Origin of the sequence: Alloacidobacterium sp. (assembly GCF_035631355.1) — a bacterium.
Taxonomy (GTDB): Bacteria; Acidobacteriota; Terriglobia; order Terriglobales; family Acidobacteriaceae; genus Alloacidobacterium.
On record NZ_DASQIX010000025.1, the window covers coordinates 16,290 to 31,471 of the forward strand.

The window sequence follows — 15,182 nt, forward strand, 5'->3', positions numbered from 1 at the left end:
GTGGGCGAAACAGTCAGGATAAAGTTCGACGACACAGGATAATCTACACAGAACACAAATGGCACAGACGTTTGACGCGATCGTAATCGGACTCGGCGGGATCGGCAGCGCCGCTGTCTGCCATCTTGCAGCCCGCAGCAAGCGCGTGCTTGGGCTGGAGCAATTCACGCCCGCCCACGATCGAGGGTCTTCGCACGGCAGTTCGCGTATCATCCGCCAGGCGTACCACGAGAATCCGGGCTACGTGCCGCTGGTATTGCGCTCTTATGAATTATGGAAAAAGTTGGAGCACGATACCGAAACACAACTGTTGACCATTACCGGCGGCCTGTTCATGGGTGCCGAGAGCAGCGGGGTGGTTCAAGGCAGCTTGCGAAGCGCCCAACAGCATAATCTTGCGCATGAATTGCTCGACGCGAAGGAGATTCGGCGTCGATTTCCCGTTTTTAATCCGGGTACTGAAGATTGTGCGGTCTATGAAACTAAAGCTGGTTTTCTGCGCCCTGAAGCCGCGGTTGCCGCGCATCTGGGGCTGGCAGCGCGCCATGGAGCGGTCTTGCAATTTGAAGAGCCCATTTCCGATTGGACTGTAACCGGATCAGGCACAATTCGCGTTGTCACCTCGAAGGCGACTTACGAAGCGGACCATCTGGTGATTGCGCCAGGCGCGTGGGCCAGGAGCCTGCTCAAACTGTCGTTACCGCTGCATGTGCGACGGCATGTTATGGCGTGGTTTGACCCGCCGGATGGCATTTCACAGTTCAAGTGTGGACGTTTCCCCATCTATATCTGGCAGACAGCCAGTGACATGGTCTTCTATGGATTTCCCGCGACTGATTGCGAGCACTGCGGAGTGAAAGCCGCCATTCATTCCGGCGGAGACAGCTGCACACCCGAAACCCTTGAGCGCAAAATTCAGAAACATGACATTGACGAAATCCGCGAACTGCTCGCGGCTTACATTCCATCCCTGAACGGAAAACTTCTCCACGCTGCGCCTTGCATGTACACCATGACGCCGGATGAGCACTTCATCGTCTCGCAGCACCCAGATTACGCCCAAGTGACCATCGCCTGCGGCTTCTCCGGCCATGGATTTAAATTCACTCCTGTTCTCGGCGAAGCGCTGGCCGATATCGCAATCGAAGGCCGCACAAAATATCCGATTGATTTCCTCTCGGCGCAGCGCTTCGCTAAATAATTTGACATCATTCCGAGAGCCAGTTATCTTCAACCTAGATGCAGATTCACCTTCACCATCGTCATCACCACCATCATCACGTGACGAGCGTGTCGGCGAATCCTTATGGCCTAAAGTAAAAAGCCAGAATCAAAGGACTAAAAGCCCGCCGATGCGTTAAGCGCAGGCGGGCTTTTTGCATCTGCCGCCTGCACAAGAACCGTAAAGCCGGGTAATTAACGAAGGGTGAGCGATGACGGATACGACAATTGATTTCGCAAAAATGGATGGCCTTGTGCCCGCCATTGTGCAGGACGCCTCGACAGGCCAGGTGCTGATGGTTGGATTTCAGAACGAGGCCAGCTACCAAAAGACGCTGGAGAGCGGTTTCGTAACATTCTGGAGCCGCACGCGCCAGAAACTGTGGATGAAGGGGGAGACCAGCGGCAATCGCCTGCGGATTGTTGAAGCCTCAACTGACTGTGACCAGGACACGGTGCTCTACCGCGTGCAGGTGGAAGGTGACGGCCTTGTCTGCCACGAAGGAACAGTCAGCTGCTTTACTCGGCCCCTTGCGATTACCGCCGCAGCGGAGGTGCGCTGATGGCGAACAAGCTGAAGCTCGGCATCCCCAAAGGCAGTTTGCAGGACGCGACCATTGCATTGTTCCAGCGTGCAGGCTGGAACATCTATGCCAACGGGCGCTCCTATTTTCCATCGATTGATGACAGCGAGATTGAATGCACCTTGATCCGCGCGCAGGAGATGGCCCGCTACGTCGATCATGGCGCGCTCGACGCCGGACTCACCGGAATCGACTGGGTCGTCGAAAGCGGACGTGAAGTAAAAAGCGTTACCAGCCTGGTTTATGCCAAGCAGAGCCGCCAGCGTGTTCGCTGGGTGCTGGCCGTGCCTGAAGACTCGCCGTATCAAAAGGCGGAAGACCTTGCCGGCAAAACCATTGCTACTGAACTGGTTGCTGTCACCAAGCGCTACTTCGCGGATAAAGGCGTGCCGGTTACCGTGGAATTCAGCTGGGGCGCGACGGAAGTCAAACCACCGACACTGGCTGATGCGATCGTCGAAGTTACGGAGACCGGCAGCTCTCTCAAGGCAAACCGTCTGCGCATCATCGACACCGTCATGTTCAGCGAGACACATCTCATCGCTAACCCGGCCAGCTATGGCGATCCCTGGAAGAAGCAGAAGATCGACAACGTCGCGCTGATGCTGCAGGGTGCGATTGCGGCGCAAGGACAGGTTGGCCTGATGCTGAATGTAGAAAAAGCGAACCTTGAGAGGATCTTGGCGGTGCTGCCCGCGTTGAATTCGCCAACGGTTTCAGCCTTGAGCGATTCTTTGTGGGTCGCGGTCAATACCATCCTTGAGGAAAGCGTCGTCCGCGATGTCATTCCAAAGCTGAAAGCGGCAAACGCCACCGGCATTGTCGAATACCCGCTCAGCAAGGTGGTGTTGTAAATGAAGGTGCTGCGCACTACCGGGCGCGATGCGAAGCGGGCGGAAGCGCTAATCGCAAAGCTGGAAAATCGCCGCAATAGTATCGATGAGCGAGCCGTCCTGGTTGCGCGGCGCATCATTGATGCCGTGCGCCGCGGCGGCGATGCGGCCCTGCGTCGCCATGCCACCCGCTTGGACGGGATTTCGCAACAATCACGGTTACGAATATCCGAAGACGAGATGCAGCAGGCATGGCGCGAGGCTCCGTCTGCATTTCGCTTGGCAGTTCAAATAGCGGCAAAGAACATTCGCGGCTTCGCCCAGTGGCAAATGCCGAAAAGCTGGACCTTCGAGCAGGTCCCCGGCCTGACAGTTGGCCAGCAGGTCCAGCCTCTGGAATCTGTTGGGTGTTATGTTCCCGGCGGACGCTATCCGCTCCCGTCCACGATGCTGATGACCGTTACTCCTGCACAGGTCGCGGGAGTAAAGCGAGTTGTAGTAGTATCGCCAAAGCCGGCGCCGGAAACACTCGCTGTTGCAGGTTTTCTGGGCATCACGGAATTTTATCGAGTTGGCGGCGCACAGGCGGTAGCCGCTCTGGCGTATGGGACGGAAGGCATTGCTCGTGTCGACAAGATTGTCGGTCCCGGCAATGCTTATGTAACGGCAGCGAAAAAGCTCGTTTCGTTCGACTGCACCATCGACATGCTCGCGGGACCGACGGAAATCGTGGTCACAAGCGAGAAGGGCGACCCCGCTGGTATTGCATCCGACCTCGTCGCGCAGGCGGAACATGATCCGGTCGCGCTTGCCGTCTTCATTACCGCAAACAGCGCTTTGGCCAGTCGTGTAATTGCGGAAGCAAATCGCCGTGCAGCAACTAATCCGATTGCCAGAGAATCGATAAAGGACAACGGGATCATATTTGTAACTGAAACAGTTTCAGAAGCCCAGACTCTCACCAATCGTCTCGCTCCTGAGCATCTCACGGTCGATGAAGAGAGTGACCTTGCCTGGGTCACGAATGCAGGATCAGTCTTTGTTGGACACTACTCAGCCCAACCGCTGGGCGATTACATCTCCGGGCCGAACCATACATTGCCAACAGGCGGTTTGGCGCGGGTACGAGGCGGTTTAAGCGTGTTAGATTTCCTGAAACTCATTACTGTTCAGAAATATGATCGGAAAGCGGTCAAACAACTCGGCCCATCTGCGATTGCGCTCGCCGAGGCCGAAGGACTGCATGGCCATGTGGAAGCCATCCGTGTACGAGGCGCCAATGGCTGAATATCCGAGTCCGCGAAAAGCAGCGCTGCGCACAAAGGAGTATCACCCTCCCCTGGGATCGCGCGACGGCGTGCGCCTCGACTTCAATGAAAACACTTTCGCCTGCTCGCCAAAGGTGCTGGAAATGTTAGGACGCATCTCGCGCTCGGACCTCACAAAATATCCTGAGCGCGAGCCGGTGGAGCGGTTGGTAGCGTCGCAAACGGGCCTGGACCCCGCACAAGTCCTGCTAACCAATGGCGTCGATGAGGCGATCCATGTACTCTGCCAGACCTACCTCGATATCAGCAATGAGTTTCTGTTGCCGGTGCCAACCTATTCTATGTATGAGGTGTATGGCTCTTCGACAGACGCAAAGCTCGTTTGCGTACAGGCGACGGATGATTTTTCATTCCCACTGGATGCTCTGCTCAGTAGGATCACACCCGCGACAAAGCTCATCGCCATAGCAAACCCAAACAGCCCTACGGGACGCGCGGTGCCGCGTGAAGCAATTCTTAAAGTCCTAGAAAGCGCTCCTCACGCGATTGTGCTGGTCGACGAGGCGTACTTCCACTTCTACGGTCAAACAGTCCTTGATCTGATTGATCAGGCTCCGAATCTGGTCGTCGCCCGCACATTTTCAAAAGCATACGGACTGGCTGGCCTACGTCTCGGCATGCTGGCCGCGCATACAACGCAGATGCGCTGGATGCGGCGCATGATTTCGCCCTATAGCGTGAACGGTCTCGCCCTGGCCTGCCTGCCTCCAGCCATTGAAGACGAAGCGTATTTAAATTGGTATGTCGATGAGGTATTGCAGGGACGCAAGCTCTTCATAGATGCCCTTGAACGGATCGGTGTCGCTTATTGGCCGTCAGAAGCTAATTTTGTCCTGGTAAAAATCGGCGCCAAACACAAGGAATTTACAAGTGCCATGCACCGGCGCAACGTGTTGGTGCGCGACCGCTCCAGCGATCCCGGCTGCACCGGCTGCGTGCGCATCACCGTCGGGACATTGGAGCACACGGCAATAGGCGTTAAGGCGCTTGAAGAAACTCTGATGGAAATTGAATGGAGTCCGGATGAAAGCTAAGCGACAAAACCGCGCGACACGCAGGCGCACTGCGGAAATCAACCGTAAGACTGCGGAGACGCAGATCGCGCTGCGCCTCACGATTGAAGGATCAGGGCGCTACAAGGTCAGCACAGGTATTCGCTTCTTCGACCACATGCTGGAACTGTTCACGCGTCACGGCGCGTTTGATCTTGAACTGACGTGCAAGGGCGATCTGGATGTCGATCAGCACCATACTGTCGAGGATGTGGGCATCGCACTGGGCGAAGCCTTCGACCGCGCTCTCGGCGATAAAAAAGGCATTATGCGAGCGGGATATTTTCTGATGACCATGGACGAGACGCTGGGCATCGCCGCCATTGATCTCAGCGGGCGAGTTTCTTCCGTTATCGAAACCAAAGTGAAAACACGTCTTATCGGCGATTTGCAATCAGAGCTTGTCGAGGATTTTTTTGAGGGCTTCGCTAGAGGCGCGCGCGCCAATGTTCATCTGAAAACGATGTATGGCCGCTCGAACCACCACAAAGTTGAATCGCTTTTCAAGGCGTTTGCGCGGGCGCTGCGCTTTGCCGTCATGCGCGACCGGCAACTCGGCGGCATACTTCCCAGCACGAAGGGCCTTCTGTGATCGCAGTCATCGATTACAAAGCCGGCAATCTCACTTCTGTGATGAAGGCGTTGCATGCAGTCGGAGCGAATGCAATAGCGACATCCGATCCGGCCACCGTTCTACAGGCCGATAAATTGGTGCTCCCCGGCGTAGGACACTTCTCTGCGACAAGCTTCCTTGACGAACACGGATTGAGAAGCACAATCACGGAGCGGGTCCAGAGAGGCGCTCCGTTTCTGGGCATCTGCGTGGGTTTGCAATGGCTTTTTGAAGGCAGCAGCGAATCCCCGGACACGTCGGGATTTAAAACATTTCCCGGCCGATGCGAGCGGTTCGCGGATTGGATGAAAGTTCCGCATGTAGGCTGGAACTCGCTGGAAGTCAGGGAGTCTCGCCTGCTGCAAGGCATTGCGAGCGGTGATTTCGTCTATTTCACGCATTCCTATTACGCTCCTGTCCTTAATGAAACAGTGGCGGTTACAGAATACGGTGTAGCATTCACCGCCGCTGTCGAACGCGGCAACATTATGGGTGTGCAGTTTCACCCGGAAAAATCCGGCCAGGTAGGCCTGCGGATTCTCGACAATTTTGTGAGGCTGGCATGAGCCTGACAAAGCGCATCATTGCATGTCTTGATGTCAAGGCAGGCCGCGTAGTCAAGGGTGTACAGTTCGTGGACATCATCGACGCCGGCGACCCGGCTGAACTGGCCCGCCGCCATGCGGAAGCGGGCACGGATGAAATCGTCCTGCTCGATATTACGGCAACTCACGAAGGCCGCGGGACCCTGATCGATACAGTGAAACGCACTGCGGCCCAGCTTTTTGTTCCGTTTACCGTCGGTGGCGGGATCCGCACTGTCGATGATGCAGCGGCTGTCTTCGATGCCGGCGCCGACAAGGTCAGCATCAACTCCGCAGCCATTGCCAGGCCTGAACTCATCGACGAAATCGGCAGCAAGTTTGGAGCGCAGGCCGTTATCGTGGCCATCGATGCAAGGCGTGCAAAATCAGTAGGCAATCCGGTCGCCGATGCCGAAGTCTTCGTAAGCGGAGGCCGCAAACCCACAGGCCACAAGGTGCTCGATTGGGCAGAGGAAGCCGAATCGCGCGGAGCAGGAGAAATTCTGCTGACGTCAATGGACGCTGATGGAACGCGCGCAGGCTTCGACTGCGAACTGACCGCACGAGTGAGCGAGGCGGTTCGAATTCCGGTGATTGCTTCCGGCGGAGCAGGCACATCTGATCATTTTGCTGATGTGCTCCTACGGGGAAAAGCGGATGCCGCTTTGGCGGCAAGCATTTTCCACTTCGGCATCGCCAACGTCCGTCAACTTAAGGAAGAAATCGCCATACAAGGCGTTCCAGTGAGGTTGCCATGCTGATTCCTTCAATTGATCTGATGGGCGGCCGCATTGTCCAGCTTGTACAGGGCGAAAAGTTGAAGCTCGCCTTCGATGATTTTGAATACTGGATCGAGCGCTTCAGCGCATACCCTATGGTGCAGCTGATCGATCTCGATGCTGCCATGCGCCAGGGAAATAATGCAGGATTGATTGAGAAAATCGCCCGCCGTCTGCCCTGCCAGGTCGGTGGTGGCATAGCGAATATCAGGCGTGCTCGTCAAGTTCTTGATGCGGGAGCCAGGCGCGTCATTTTTGGCTCGGCGCTGTTCGGAAGCGACAACGGCGTTGGCATTGTGAACACCTCTCTCGCCGCGCAGATTCAGGCAGGCATTGGCACGGAGCAATTCGTAGCCAGCATCGATACCAAAAAAGGCCAGGTTGCCGTCAAAGGATGGAAAGAACAGGCTGGCCTCACTCCGCAGCAGGCAATCGCCACGCTCAATCCCTTCTGTACCGCTTTTCTCTACACGCATGTCGATACCGAGGGAACGATGAGGGGATTTCCGCTGGACGTAGCCCGGCAGTTGCGAAATCTCACAGACCGTCAGCTCATCGTTGCCGGCGGAATTCGCGAGCAGGCTGAAATTGACGCGCTGCACGAGATGCGGGTCGATGCTGTCGCGGGCATGGCCATCTATACGGGGGCGCTCGCTACCTGATTTTCTCTTTGCGACGAAACGATATGGCCACGGCGAGAAACACAAGGGCAATAAGCGCCTGAAACCATGCCAGCCGCCAGCCTTGATGCAGCGCAGTGATGATTGTGACCACGAACCAGAGTACTGCGATCAGGAACCAGATGGCGGAACGGCGCATAAGCCGAACATAACATTTTCAAACGCTCCTCTGAAAAACCCTCACACTACGGCGGCTTCGGATAAGCTAGAGAGTCTGGCGCTGCTCCTCCTCGCATCACGCCGGGCGGACTTCTTCGGAGAACGGTCAAGATGACTACGAAAAAAAGCGCGCTGCGGCTTGCAAGACGGCTTGATGAAGTCGGCTTTTCTGACATCGTGCAGATTCGCAATAAGGTCATCGAATTACGTGCAGCAGGCCAGATGGTGCACGCGTTCCATGGTGGCGAGCCGTTCTTTGAAACTCCCGAGCCCATCAAATACGCCATGGTGCGCGCGCTGGTTGAGAACAAGACCAAATACGCGCCATCCTCCGGGATCGCCCCTCTGCGCGAAGCATTGGTGGAAAAGCTGAAAAAGCGTAATCATCTCGATGTGACAGTGGACGAGGTGCTCATAACTGCGGGCGGTGCCCATGCGCTTTATGCGGCTTTCCAGGCAGTACTCGATCCGGGCGATGATATGCTGCTCTTTTCGCCCTACTGGACCCCGATCCGCGACATGGTGACAGGCGCCCAGGCACGTCCTTTGCTGGTTCCCACAGCGAGTGCAAGGCGCCATGGCCTGACTGCGGCACTGGAACAATTTTCCACGCCCCATACAAAAGCGATCTACTACAACACACCGCAGAATCCATCCGGGGCCGTCTTTTCGCGCGAGGAAGCGGAGGAGGTTGCAGCATTCGCGAAAAAGCACAACCTCATCGTAATAGCCGATGAGGCTTATGAAGACCTCGTCTATGAAGGCGATCATGTGTCCATTGCTTCATTGCCGGGCATGGCTGAGAGAACTATTTCCACCTACACATTTTCCAAAAGCTATGCCATGACCGGATGGCGAGTGGGCTATGTCATAGCGAAGGAGCCATTCATCACCGGACTTCGCAAGTTGGTTCTTTACTCCGTGAATGGAGTTTCTACGCCCTCGCAATGGGCGGCGGTGGAAGCACTGGCCACGCCGCAGAGTTTTATCGAGCAGCGGCGGAAAGAATACCGTGAAAAGCGCGACCTTCTCGTGAACGCTTTGAATGAGCTTGGTCTTGATTGCGAAATGCCACAGGGAGCGTTCTACGCGCTTCCTAAAATCGGGAGGGTACACAAGGACAGCCGGAAGGCAGCCGCAATGCTGCTGGAAAAGGCCCACGTCGCAACGATTCCCGGCGTGGTTTTCGGAGCGCAGGGAGAAGGACATGTGCGGTTCGGCTACTCCGTGCCTACGGCGGCGATCGAAGCAGGTATCGCAGCCCTGTCAAATTTTCTTAAATGATGGATTTGTTGAAATGCTTGCTCGGTTTCTTTGCACCCGGTTCGCGATATCGCTCGTCTAAAGCAACATGCACTCACGCACGTTTTTGACGAGATGGATCGTTTTTAGCCTTCTCGCCTGCGCTACTATGGCGCATTCGCAATCGATTGCATCTGGCAGCGACATTCCTGATGCGCCTGACGTTGCCTTGGCTCAACAGACATCAAGCCAGAGCGACAGCGCTCAGAAGCAACAACCCGCCAGCACGGATCCTACACTTGAGGGAAAACAAACAAAGCGCATTCTTTGGATTGTGCCGAATTTTCGTTCTGTTTCAGTCGATGAGAAGCTTCCGCCTCAATCGCTGAAAGACAAGTTCATCACAACAACGCTGGACAGTTTTGACTATTCAGCATTCATCTTCGCCGGCATACTGGCTGGCATCAGCCAGGCGCAGAATTCCTACCCCGAATTTCACCAGGGCGCCGCTGGATATGGCCGATATTACTGGCACACTCTGGCCGACCAGGCAGTTGAGAACTACAACGTAGAATTCATTTTTCCCACAGTGTTCAAGCAGGATTCACGTTATTACACGCTGGGCCGGGGCGGCATCATCAAGCGGACAGGATATTCTTTTTCTCGCGTATTGATTACACGGACCGACTCCGGCAACGAGACGTTCAACGCCTCGGAAATCATGGGCGCCGGTTCTGCGTCTGCTCTTTCGAGTCTCTACTATCCCAGCCGCGAACGGACGTGGACAAAGATCGGCCAGCACTGGCTCACGAATGTCGGCCTCGACGGAATGACGTTCATCTTTAAAGAATTCTGGCCGGACATCAACAGCGCCATCTTCCACCAGAAGCAATAAGATTGTTGCATGGTGAAAGTTGGAGTTCCGCACTGGGCTGAAGATTACATGCTGGCAAAACTGCCTGCTGACGCGGATGTCTGCGTTCTGCCGAAAACCCCATCCGCCCCGGTTGAAATCGACTTCTGGGCCGCGCCGCTCTTTCGCAAAGACGCTGAACCTGTGGCGCCGTACCTCCGCGGCGTGAAAGTAGTGCAGTCGCTTCAGGCGGGTGTCGACTGGCTGCGGTCTTTCGTGCCTCCCGGCGCTGTTTTGTGCGACGCTCAGGGCGCACACAATGTGGCTACCTCCGAGTGGACAGCTTCGGCGATTCTGGCCATGACGAAATTCTTGCCCTTTTATTTTGACCTGCACCGCAATGGGAAATGGGTTTCACGCGAAGCCGCCGAAGACAATTACAGGTCTATCTATAGAACAAACAAGCGCAGCTATCCGCCCGTATTGATTGAAGAGTTGGCAGGCAAGACGGTCATGATTGTCGGCTATGGCTCTATCGGCAGGTCGATTGAAGAGCGGCTTGTTCCGTTCGGAGTAAATGTCATTCGCGTTGCGCGCTCGGCAAAGCCCGGAGTGGAACCGGCCGGCAGGCTCAAAGAATTGCTCCCGACCGCAGACGTGATTGTGTTGATCGTGCCGCTCACGCCGGAGACGCGCCACCTCATCGATGCTGACGCCATCGCATGCATGAAGCAGGGCGCGCTGCTGGTAAACGCGGCGCGCGGCTCGGTCATCGATACAGACGCGCTGGTGAAAGCACTCACTGAAAACCGTATTCGAGCCGCTCTCGATGTTACCGACCCGGAACCTCTCCCCGCAGGCCATCCACTTTGGAACGCGCCCAACTTGCTGCTCACGCCTCATGTAGGTGGATCAAGCCCGCTCTACATGTCGCGCGCTTTTGACCTGGTAGCGGAGCAGGTGAAGCGCTTCGCCAGCGGTGAGCCGCTTAAGAATGTTGTCAAGGAAGATTACTGAGGATTTCGGCAAAGTGCCGCGCCCGCCGGTCAGTGTTTTGAGCAATCTGCTCGCGGCAACTGAAGCCGTCTGTGACCACCAGCGTGTCCGAAGCTGCGCTGCGAACCGCAGGCAGCAGCACGCGCTCGCCCAGGGTCTGCGACACCTCATACTTTTCCTTCTCAAACCCAAACGGCCCGGCCATGCCGCAGCAGCCCGAGTCCAGCACCTCCACCTTTGCGCCTGTTGCCGTGAGAATGGTCAATTCATCATTCATCTTAAGCAGGGACTTGTGATGGCAATGCCCGTGCAACACAATGCGTTTCCCCGCCAGTGATGGCGGCTTGTATTCAGCGGCTTTCTGCGCGAGAAATTGACTCAACAGCAGAGTCTGACCGCTAAGGCGCTTCGCCCGTTCATTCGTTGGAAAGAAATTCAGCAGCTCATCGCGAAAGACGCTTGCGCAGCTCGGTTCGAGAAATACAAATGTCGTCCCCGCATCGATCTGGGGTGCGAAATCTTGCAGAATCTTCTCGAGATATGCGCGTGCTTCCTTCAGAAAGCCAAAATCATAAAGCGGGCGGCCGCAGCAAACATGCTGCTTTGGCGTATAGGGAGCGTATCCCGCATCCGTGAGCACCTGTTGCGCTGCTTCCAGCACATGCGGATGGTAGTAGTTGTTCCATGTATCCGGCCACAGCAACACCGAAGCCTGCGCGGAATGATTTGATCGCATTCGGCTCTGATAGCTTCGTCCTGCAAATCGCGGAAGCTTTCGCTGCGGCGCGATTCCCAGCGTCTGCTTCACCAGCGCCGATAAGCCGGGGACCTGCAACGGCAGGTTAGCAAGGTGTGGAGTGACACCTGGGATCGCCGACGCGAGCCGCGCCCACCGATCCATAAAGCCAAAGGCATAATCGCGTAGATGATGACGATGTGACTCGTGATAGTGCGCGAGAAATTCCGCCTTGTAGGTGGCCACGTCCACGTTGACCGGGCACTCACGCTTGCAGGCCTTGCAGGAAAGGCACAAATCCAATGCCTCGCGCACCTGCTCATTGCCCCAGTCGCGATCGAGCACGTCGCGCTCCATCAACTCCCACAGCAAATGCGCGCGCCCTCGCGTCGAGTGCCGCTCTTCCTGCGTGGCCATATAGCTGGGGCACATCGTGCCTGGACTCTTCTTTCGGCAGGCGCCCACGCCAACGCAGCGCAGCGTAGCTTCGGCAAACGACCCTTTATCGTCGGGGAATTGAAAATACGTAACGTCTTTCGCCGATTCGTATCCCGCGCCCAGTCGCAGATTTTCGTGTGGCTCGTAGACATTCACCGGATCAATCAGCTTGCCGGGATTCATCCTGTTCAGCGGGTCCCACAGTGCCTTGAATTCCTGAAATGCCCGCATCAACTCCGGCCCGAACATCTTTGGCAGGAGCACGGCGCGGGCCTGTCCATCGCCGTGCTCGCCGGAAACCGATCCTCCATGAGCGACAACAATGTCCGTGGCCAGATCAAGGAAAGCCCTGAATTTGCGGATGCCTGGCTCGCTCTCAAGGTCGAAGTTAATGCGCATGTGCACGCAGCCCTCGCCGAAGTGTCCATACATGGGACTGCGGTAGTCGAACTCTTTCAGCAGCTTGAAAGTTTCGCGCAGGAAAGAGCCAAGCTTTTCCGGAGGAACGCCGGCATCTTCCCATCCTTCCCATCCATGCGGCTCGCCCGGAATAAAAACGGTCGAGCCCAAGGCTGATTCGCGCACATGCCACACTCTTGGCGCTTCAGCGGCGGTGTAGCTGCGAACGACAGCGGGAGTTTCCGATATGGCACTTAGGAACCGCTCTACCTGCGCGTCCGCATCTTCCGGCGACCATCCTCCAAACTCAACGAGCAGATGTCCGCGGCCTTCAGGCAGCAGAACCACATCGTCAACCGCAAGCTCCTTGCGCTTCATAAAATCGACCAGCATGCCGTCGAAGCCTTCGAGTCCAATCGGCTTGTACTCCAGCACGAGCGGCACATGGTCCGCCGCAATAAATGGATCAGCGAAGCCGAGGCCCACCAGCCGCCGATACGGCGGGCTTGGCTTCAAATGCAGAGTTGCGCCAAGCACCGTGGCACAGGTGCCCTCAGTCCCCACAAGAGCGCGCGCTACGTGGAAGCCGTTCTCCGGCAGCAGTTCGTCGAGGTTATATCCGGAAACACGGCGCGGGATGCGTGGGAAGCGCTGGCGCACGAGATCCGAATACTGGTCGCGGATGCGACGCAGTCCTGCATATATCTCGCCGCGACGTCCTCCGGCAGCAATGATCGCGCTCAGTTCTTCTTCCGTAGTCGCGCCGACAGTCATACGCGTTCCGTCGTAGAGCGCAATGTCGAGCGAGTGGATGTTGTCTACCGTTTTGCCGCCCATCAGCGCGTGCACGCCGCAGGAGTTATTGCCGATCATGCCGCCCAGCGTGCAGCGGCTATGCGTTGCCGGGTCCGGCGCGAACGTCAGGTGATGTTCTTCAGCCGCTTCGCGCACGCGGTCGAGAACAATTCCCGGCTGGACTTTCGCCAGCTTCTTTTCCGGATCAAGCCATTCGATCGAGCGCATGTACTTCGAGAAATCGAGTACAACGGCAACGTTGCAGCATTGCCCGGAAAGACTGGTGCCCCCGCCTCGTGCCAGAATCGGCGCGCCAAGTTCGCGGCAGGCAGCAATGGTTGCTACTACGTCAGCAGAGTCGCGCGGAATAACCAGTCCAATCGGCACCTGACGGTAATTCGAGGCGTCAGTGGCATATAACGCGCGTGATGCGGGATCGAAGCGCACTTCGCCTCGTATCGTGGCGCGCAGTTTCTTCTCCAGTTCCTGAGAGTCGGAAAAAGCCTCGTGCGGATGATGCGTGTTGTTCAGGACCGGAAAAGGCGAAATAGTAGTCACGGCAGTATCGTAGCAGTTCATGGAGATGCTCTATTACCATTCCGCGGTGTTCCATCGCGATTGCCCTCTGCTACACTCAAAGGTTTTCCTGCTTCCGAGGTTTCACGTGCCCGACACACTCGCTACAAGTGCGCTGCCACTGACGCAACTGAACGAAGACGAACTGCTGTTCCGCTCCACCGTGCGTGATTTCGCGCAACAAAGTATTGGCCCGCTCGTCCGCCAGATGGACGAGGAGCAGCACTTTTCCCCCGACCTCTTGCCGCAACTCTTCAGCCTGGGCCTGATGGGAATCGAGGTTCCCGTTGAATATGGCGGCAGCGGTGGCACGTTCTTTGAAGCCATTCTCGCCGTCGAGGAAATATCCGCGGTCGATGCCTCCGTTGGAGTGCTGGTCGATGTGCAGAATACGCTATGCGTCAACGCATTCCTTCGCTGGGGCACGGAATCCCAGAAGAAGACATGCCTCTCGCGACTAGCGGCAGACACAGTCGGCGCCTATGCGCTCTCGGAAGCTGCGTCCGGCTCTGACGCCTTCGCCTTGCAGGCGCGCGCCGAACTGCGCGGAGACTACTACGTTCTCAATGGCCAGAAGCTCTGGATCACAAACGCGAAGGAAGCCGGAGTCTTTATCATCTTTGCCACGCTTGACCCTGCCGCCGGATATAAAGGAATCACTGCCTTTATCGTCGAAAAAGATTTTCCCGGCTTTTCTGTCGGCAAGAAAGAAGACAAGCTTGGCATCCGCGCCTCATCTACTTGCGAATTGATTCTCGAAGACTGCCGGGTGCCCGTCGCCAATGTTCTAGGCGAGCCGGGCAAGGGCTACAAAATCGCCATCGAAACGCTGAACGAAGGCCGCATCGGCATCGGCGCGCAGATGCTCGGCCTCGCGCAAGGCGCATGGAATTGCGCCGCGAAATACGCTCAGGAACGCAAACAATTCGGCAAAGCCATTGCGGAATTCCAAGCGGTACAGTTCTCGCTCGCCGAAATGGCGACGGAAATCGAAGCCGCTCGCCTGCTCGTCTACAACGCGGCCCGTTTGAAAGATGCGAAACTCAGCTACATCCGCGAGGCCGCGATGGCAAAATATTTTGCCTCACAGGTTGCCGAGCGTGTCGCCAGCCAGGCTGTTGAAATCTACGGCGGCTACGGCTTCGTCAAGGACTATCCCGTCGAAAAATTCTACCGGGACGCCAAGATTGGAAAAATCTACGAGGGCACCTCGAACATGCAGCTTGCGACCATCGGCAAACTCGTGCTCAACACAAAATAGAGTAGTTTCGCTGCTTTGAAGGGGCACGGCTTCAGCCGTGCCATAAAGTGGTT

15 protein-coding genes are annotated in these 15,182 nt (G+C 56.5%); 13 read left to right on the top strand and 2 right to left on the bottom strand.

Translation table 11 applies throughout. The annotated features are described in order from the left end of the window. The first annotated feature begins 58 nt into the window (after positions 1 to 58). The 9 genes from solA (at position 59) to VEV40_RS05445 (ending at position 7,656) form a co-directional block, all read left to right on the top strand. Complete coding sequence (solA, locus tag VEV40_RS05405) at positions 59 to 1,201, top strand: N-methyl-L-tryptophan oxidase (protein ID WP_324830703.1); 1,143 nt, start codon at positions 59 to 61, stop codon at positions 1,199 to 1,201. 232 nt (positions 1,202 to 1,433) lie between these two features. Further along, the gene (gene hisI, locus VEV40_RS05410) at positions 1,434 to 1,784 is read left to right on the top strand and encodes a phosphoribosyl-AMP cyclohydrolase (RefSeq protein ID WP_324830704.1); all 351 of its coding nucleotides are present in this window, start codon (positions 1,434 to 1,436) and stop codon (positions 1,782 to 1,784) included. Further along, positions 1,784 to 2,659 carry an ATP phosphoribosyltransferase gene (hisG, locus tag VEV40_RS05415; RefSeq protein WP_324830705.1) on the top strand — a complete coding sequence of 292 codons (876 nt, stop codon included), beginning with the start codon at positions 1,784 to 1,786 and terminating at the stop codon, positions 2,657 to 2,659. The genes hisI and hisG overlap by 1 nt, the downstream gene beginning before the upstream one ends. After that, positions 2,660 to 3,925 (top strand): histidinol dehydrogenase, encoded by a 1,266-nt coding sequence (hisD, locus tag VEV40_RS05420; protein WP_324830706.1) that lies wholly within the window; start codon positions 2,660 to 2,662, stop codon positions 3,923 to 3,925. After that, entirely contained in the window at positions 3,918 to 5,000 is a 1,083-nt protein-coding gene (gene hisC / locus VEV40_RS05425) for a histidinol-phosphate transaminase (RefSeq protein WP_324830707.1), read from the top strand. Before hisD ends, hisC begins: the two co-directional genes overlap by 8 nt. Next, on the top strand, positions 4,990 to 5,610 hold the full coding sequence (hisB, locus tag VEV40_RS05430) for an imidazoleglycerol-phosphate dehydratase HisB (RefSeq protein WP_324830708.1): 621 nt from the start codon (positions 4,990 to 4,992) through the stop codon (positions 5,608 to 5,610). Before hisC ends, hisB begins: the two co-directional genes overlap by 11 nt. After that, positions 5,607 to 6,197, top strand: coding sequence for an imidazole glycerol phosphate synthase subunit HisH (gene hisH / locus VEV40_RS05435; RefSeq protein WP_324830710.1), 591 nt, complete (start codon positions 5,607 to 5,609; stop codon positions 6,195 to 6,197). The genes hisB and hisH overlap by 4 nt, the downstream gene beginning before the upstream one ends. Beyond that, positions 6,194 to 6,976 (top strand): imidazole glycerol phosphate synthase subunit HisF, encoded by a 783-nt coding sequence (hisF, locus tag VEV40_RS05440; protein WP_324830712.1) that lies wholly within the window; start codon positions 6,194 to 6,196, stop codon positions 6,974 to 6,976. Before hisH ends, hisF begins: the two co-directional genes overlap by 4 nt. Then, entirely contained in the window at positions 6,970 to 7,656 is a 687-nt protein-coding gene (locus VEV40_RS05445) for a HisA/HisF-related TIM barrel protein (protein ID WP_324830713.1), read from the top strand. Before hisF ends, VEV40_RS05445 begins: the two co-directional genes overlap by 7 nt. Here VEV40_RS05445 and VEV40_RS05450 read toward each other — a convergent pair. Beyond that, positions 7,649 to 7,813: a hypothetical protein gene (locus VEV40_RS05450; protein ID WP_324830714.1), complete on the bottom strand. Its 165-nt coding sequence runs from the start codon at positions 7,811 to 7,813 to the stop codon at positions 7,649 to 7,651. The two genes, VEV40_RS05445 and VEV40_RS05450, sit on opposite strands and share 8 nt — an antisense overlap. Positions 7,814 to 7,944: 131 nt before the next feature. Here VEV40_RS05450 and VEV40_RS05455 point away from each other — a divergent pair, with 131 nt between their 5' ends. The 3 genes from VEV40_RS05455 to VEV40_RS05465 all read left to right on the top strand — a co-directional run bounded on the left by VEV40_RS05455 (position 7,945) and on the right by VEV40_RS05465 (position 10,945). Beyond that, positions 7,945 to 9,117, top strand: coding sequence for a pyridoxal phosphate-dependent aminotransferase (locus tag VEV40_RS05455; RefSeq protein ID WP_324830715.1), 1,173 nt, complete (start codon positions 7,945 to 7,947; stop codon positions 9,115 to 9,117). Positions 9,118 to 9,244: 127 nt separating this feature from the next. Next, positions 9,245 to 9,970 carry a hypothetical protein gene (locus VEV40_RS05460; protein ID WP_324830716.1) on the top strand — a complete coding sequence of 242 codons (726 nt, stop codon included), beginning with the start codon at positions 9,245 to 9,247 and terminating at the stop codon, positions 9,968 to 9,970. 9 nt (positions 9,971 to 9,979) lie between these two features. Continuing rightward, on the top strand, positions 9,980 to 10,945 hold the full coding sequence (locus VEV40_RS05465) for a 2-hydroxyacid dehydrogenase (RefSeq protein WP_324830717.1): 966 nt from the start codon (positions 9,980 to 9,982) through the stop codon (positions 10,943 to 10,945). Here VEV40_RS05465 and VEV40_RS05470 read toward each other — a convergent pair. Next, positions 10,929 to 13,871, bottom strand: a complete 2,943-nt coding sequence (locus tag VEV40_RS05470) for an FAD-binding and (Fe-S)-binding domain-containing protein (protein ID WP_324830718.1) — start codon at positions 13,869 to 13,871, stop codon at positions 10,929 to 10,931. The genes VEV40_RS05465 and VEV40_RS05470 overlap by 17 nt on opposite strands. A gap of 85 nt (positions 13,872 to 13,956) precedes the next feature. Here VEV40_RS05470 and VEV40_RS05475 point away from each other — a divergent pair, with 85 nt between their 5' ends. Next, positions 13,957 to 15,129 (top strand): acyl-CoA dehydrogenase, encoded by a 1,173-nt coding sequence (locus VEV40_RS05475; RefSeq protein WP_324830719.1) that lies wholly within the window; start codon positions 13,957 to 13,959, stop codon positions 15,127 to 15,129. Positions 15,130 to 15,182 lie beyond the last annotated feature (53 nt).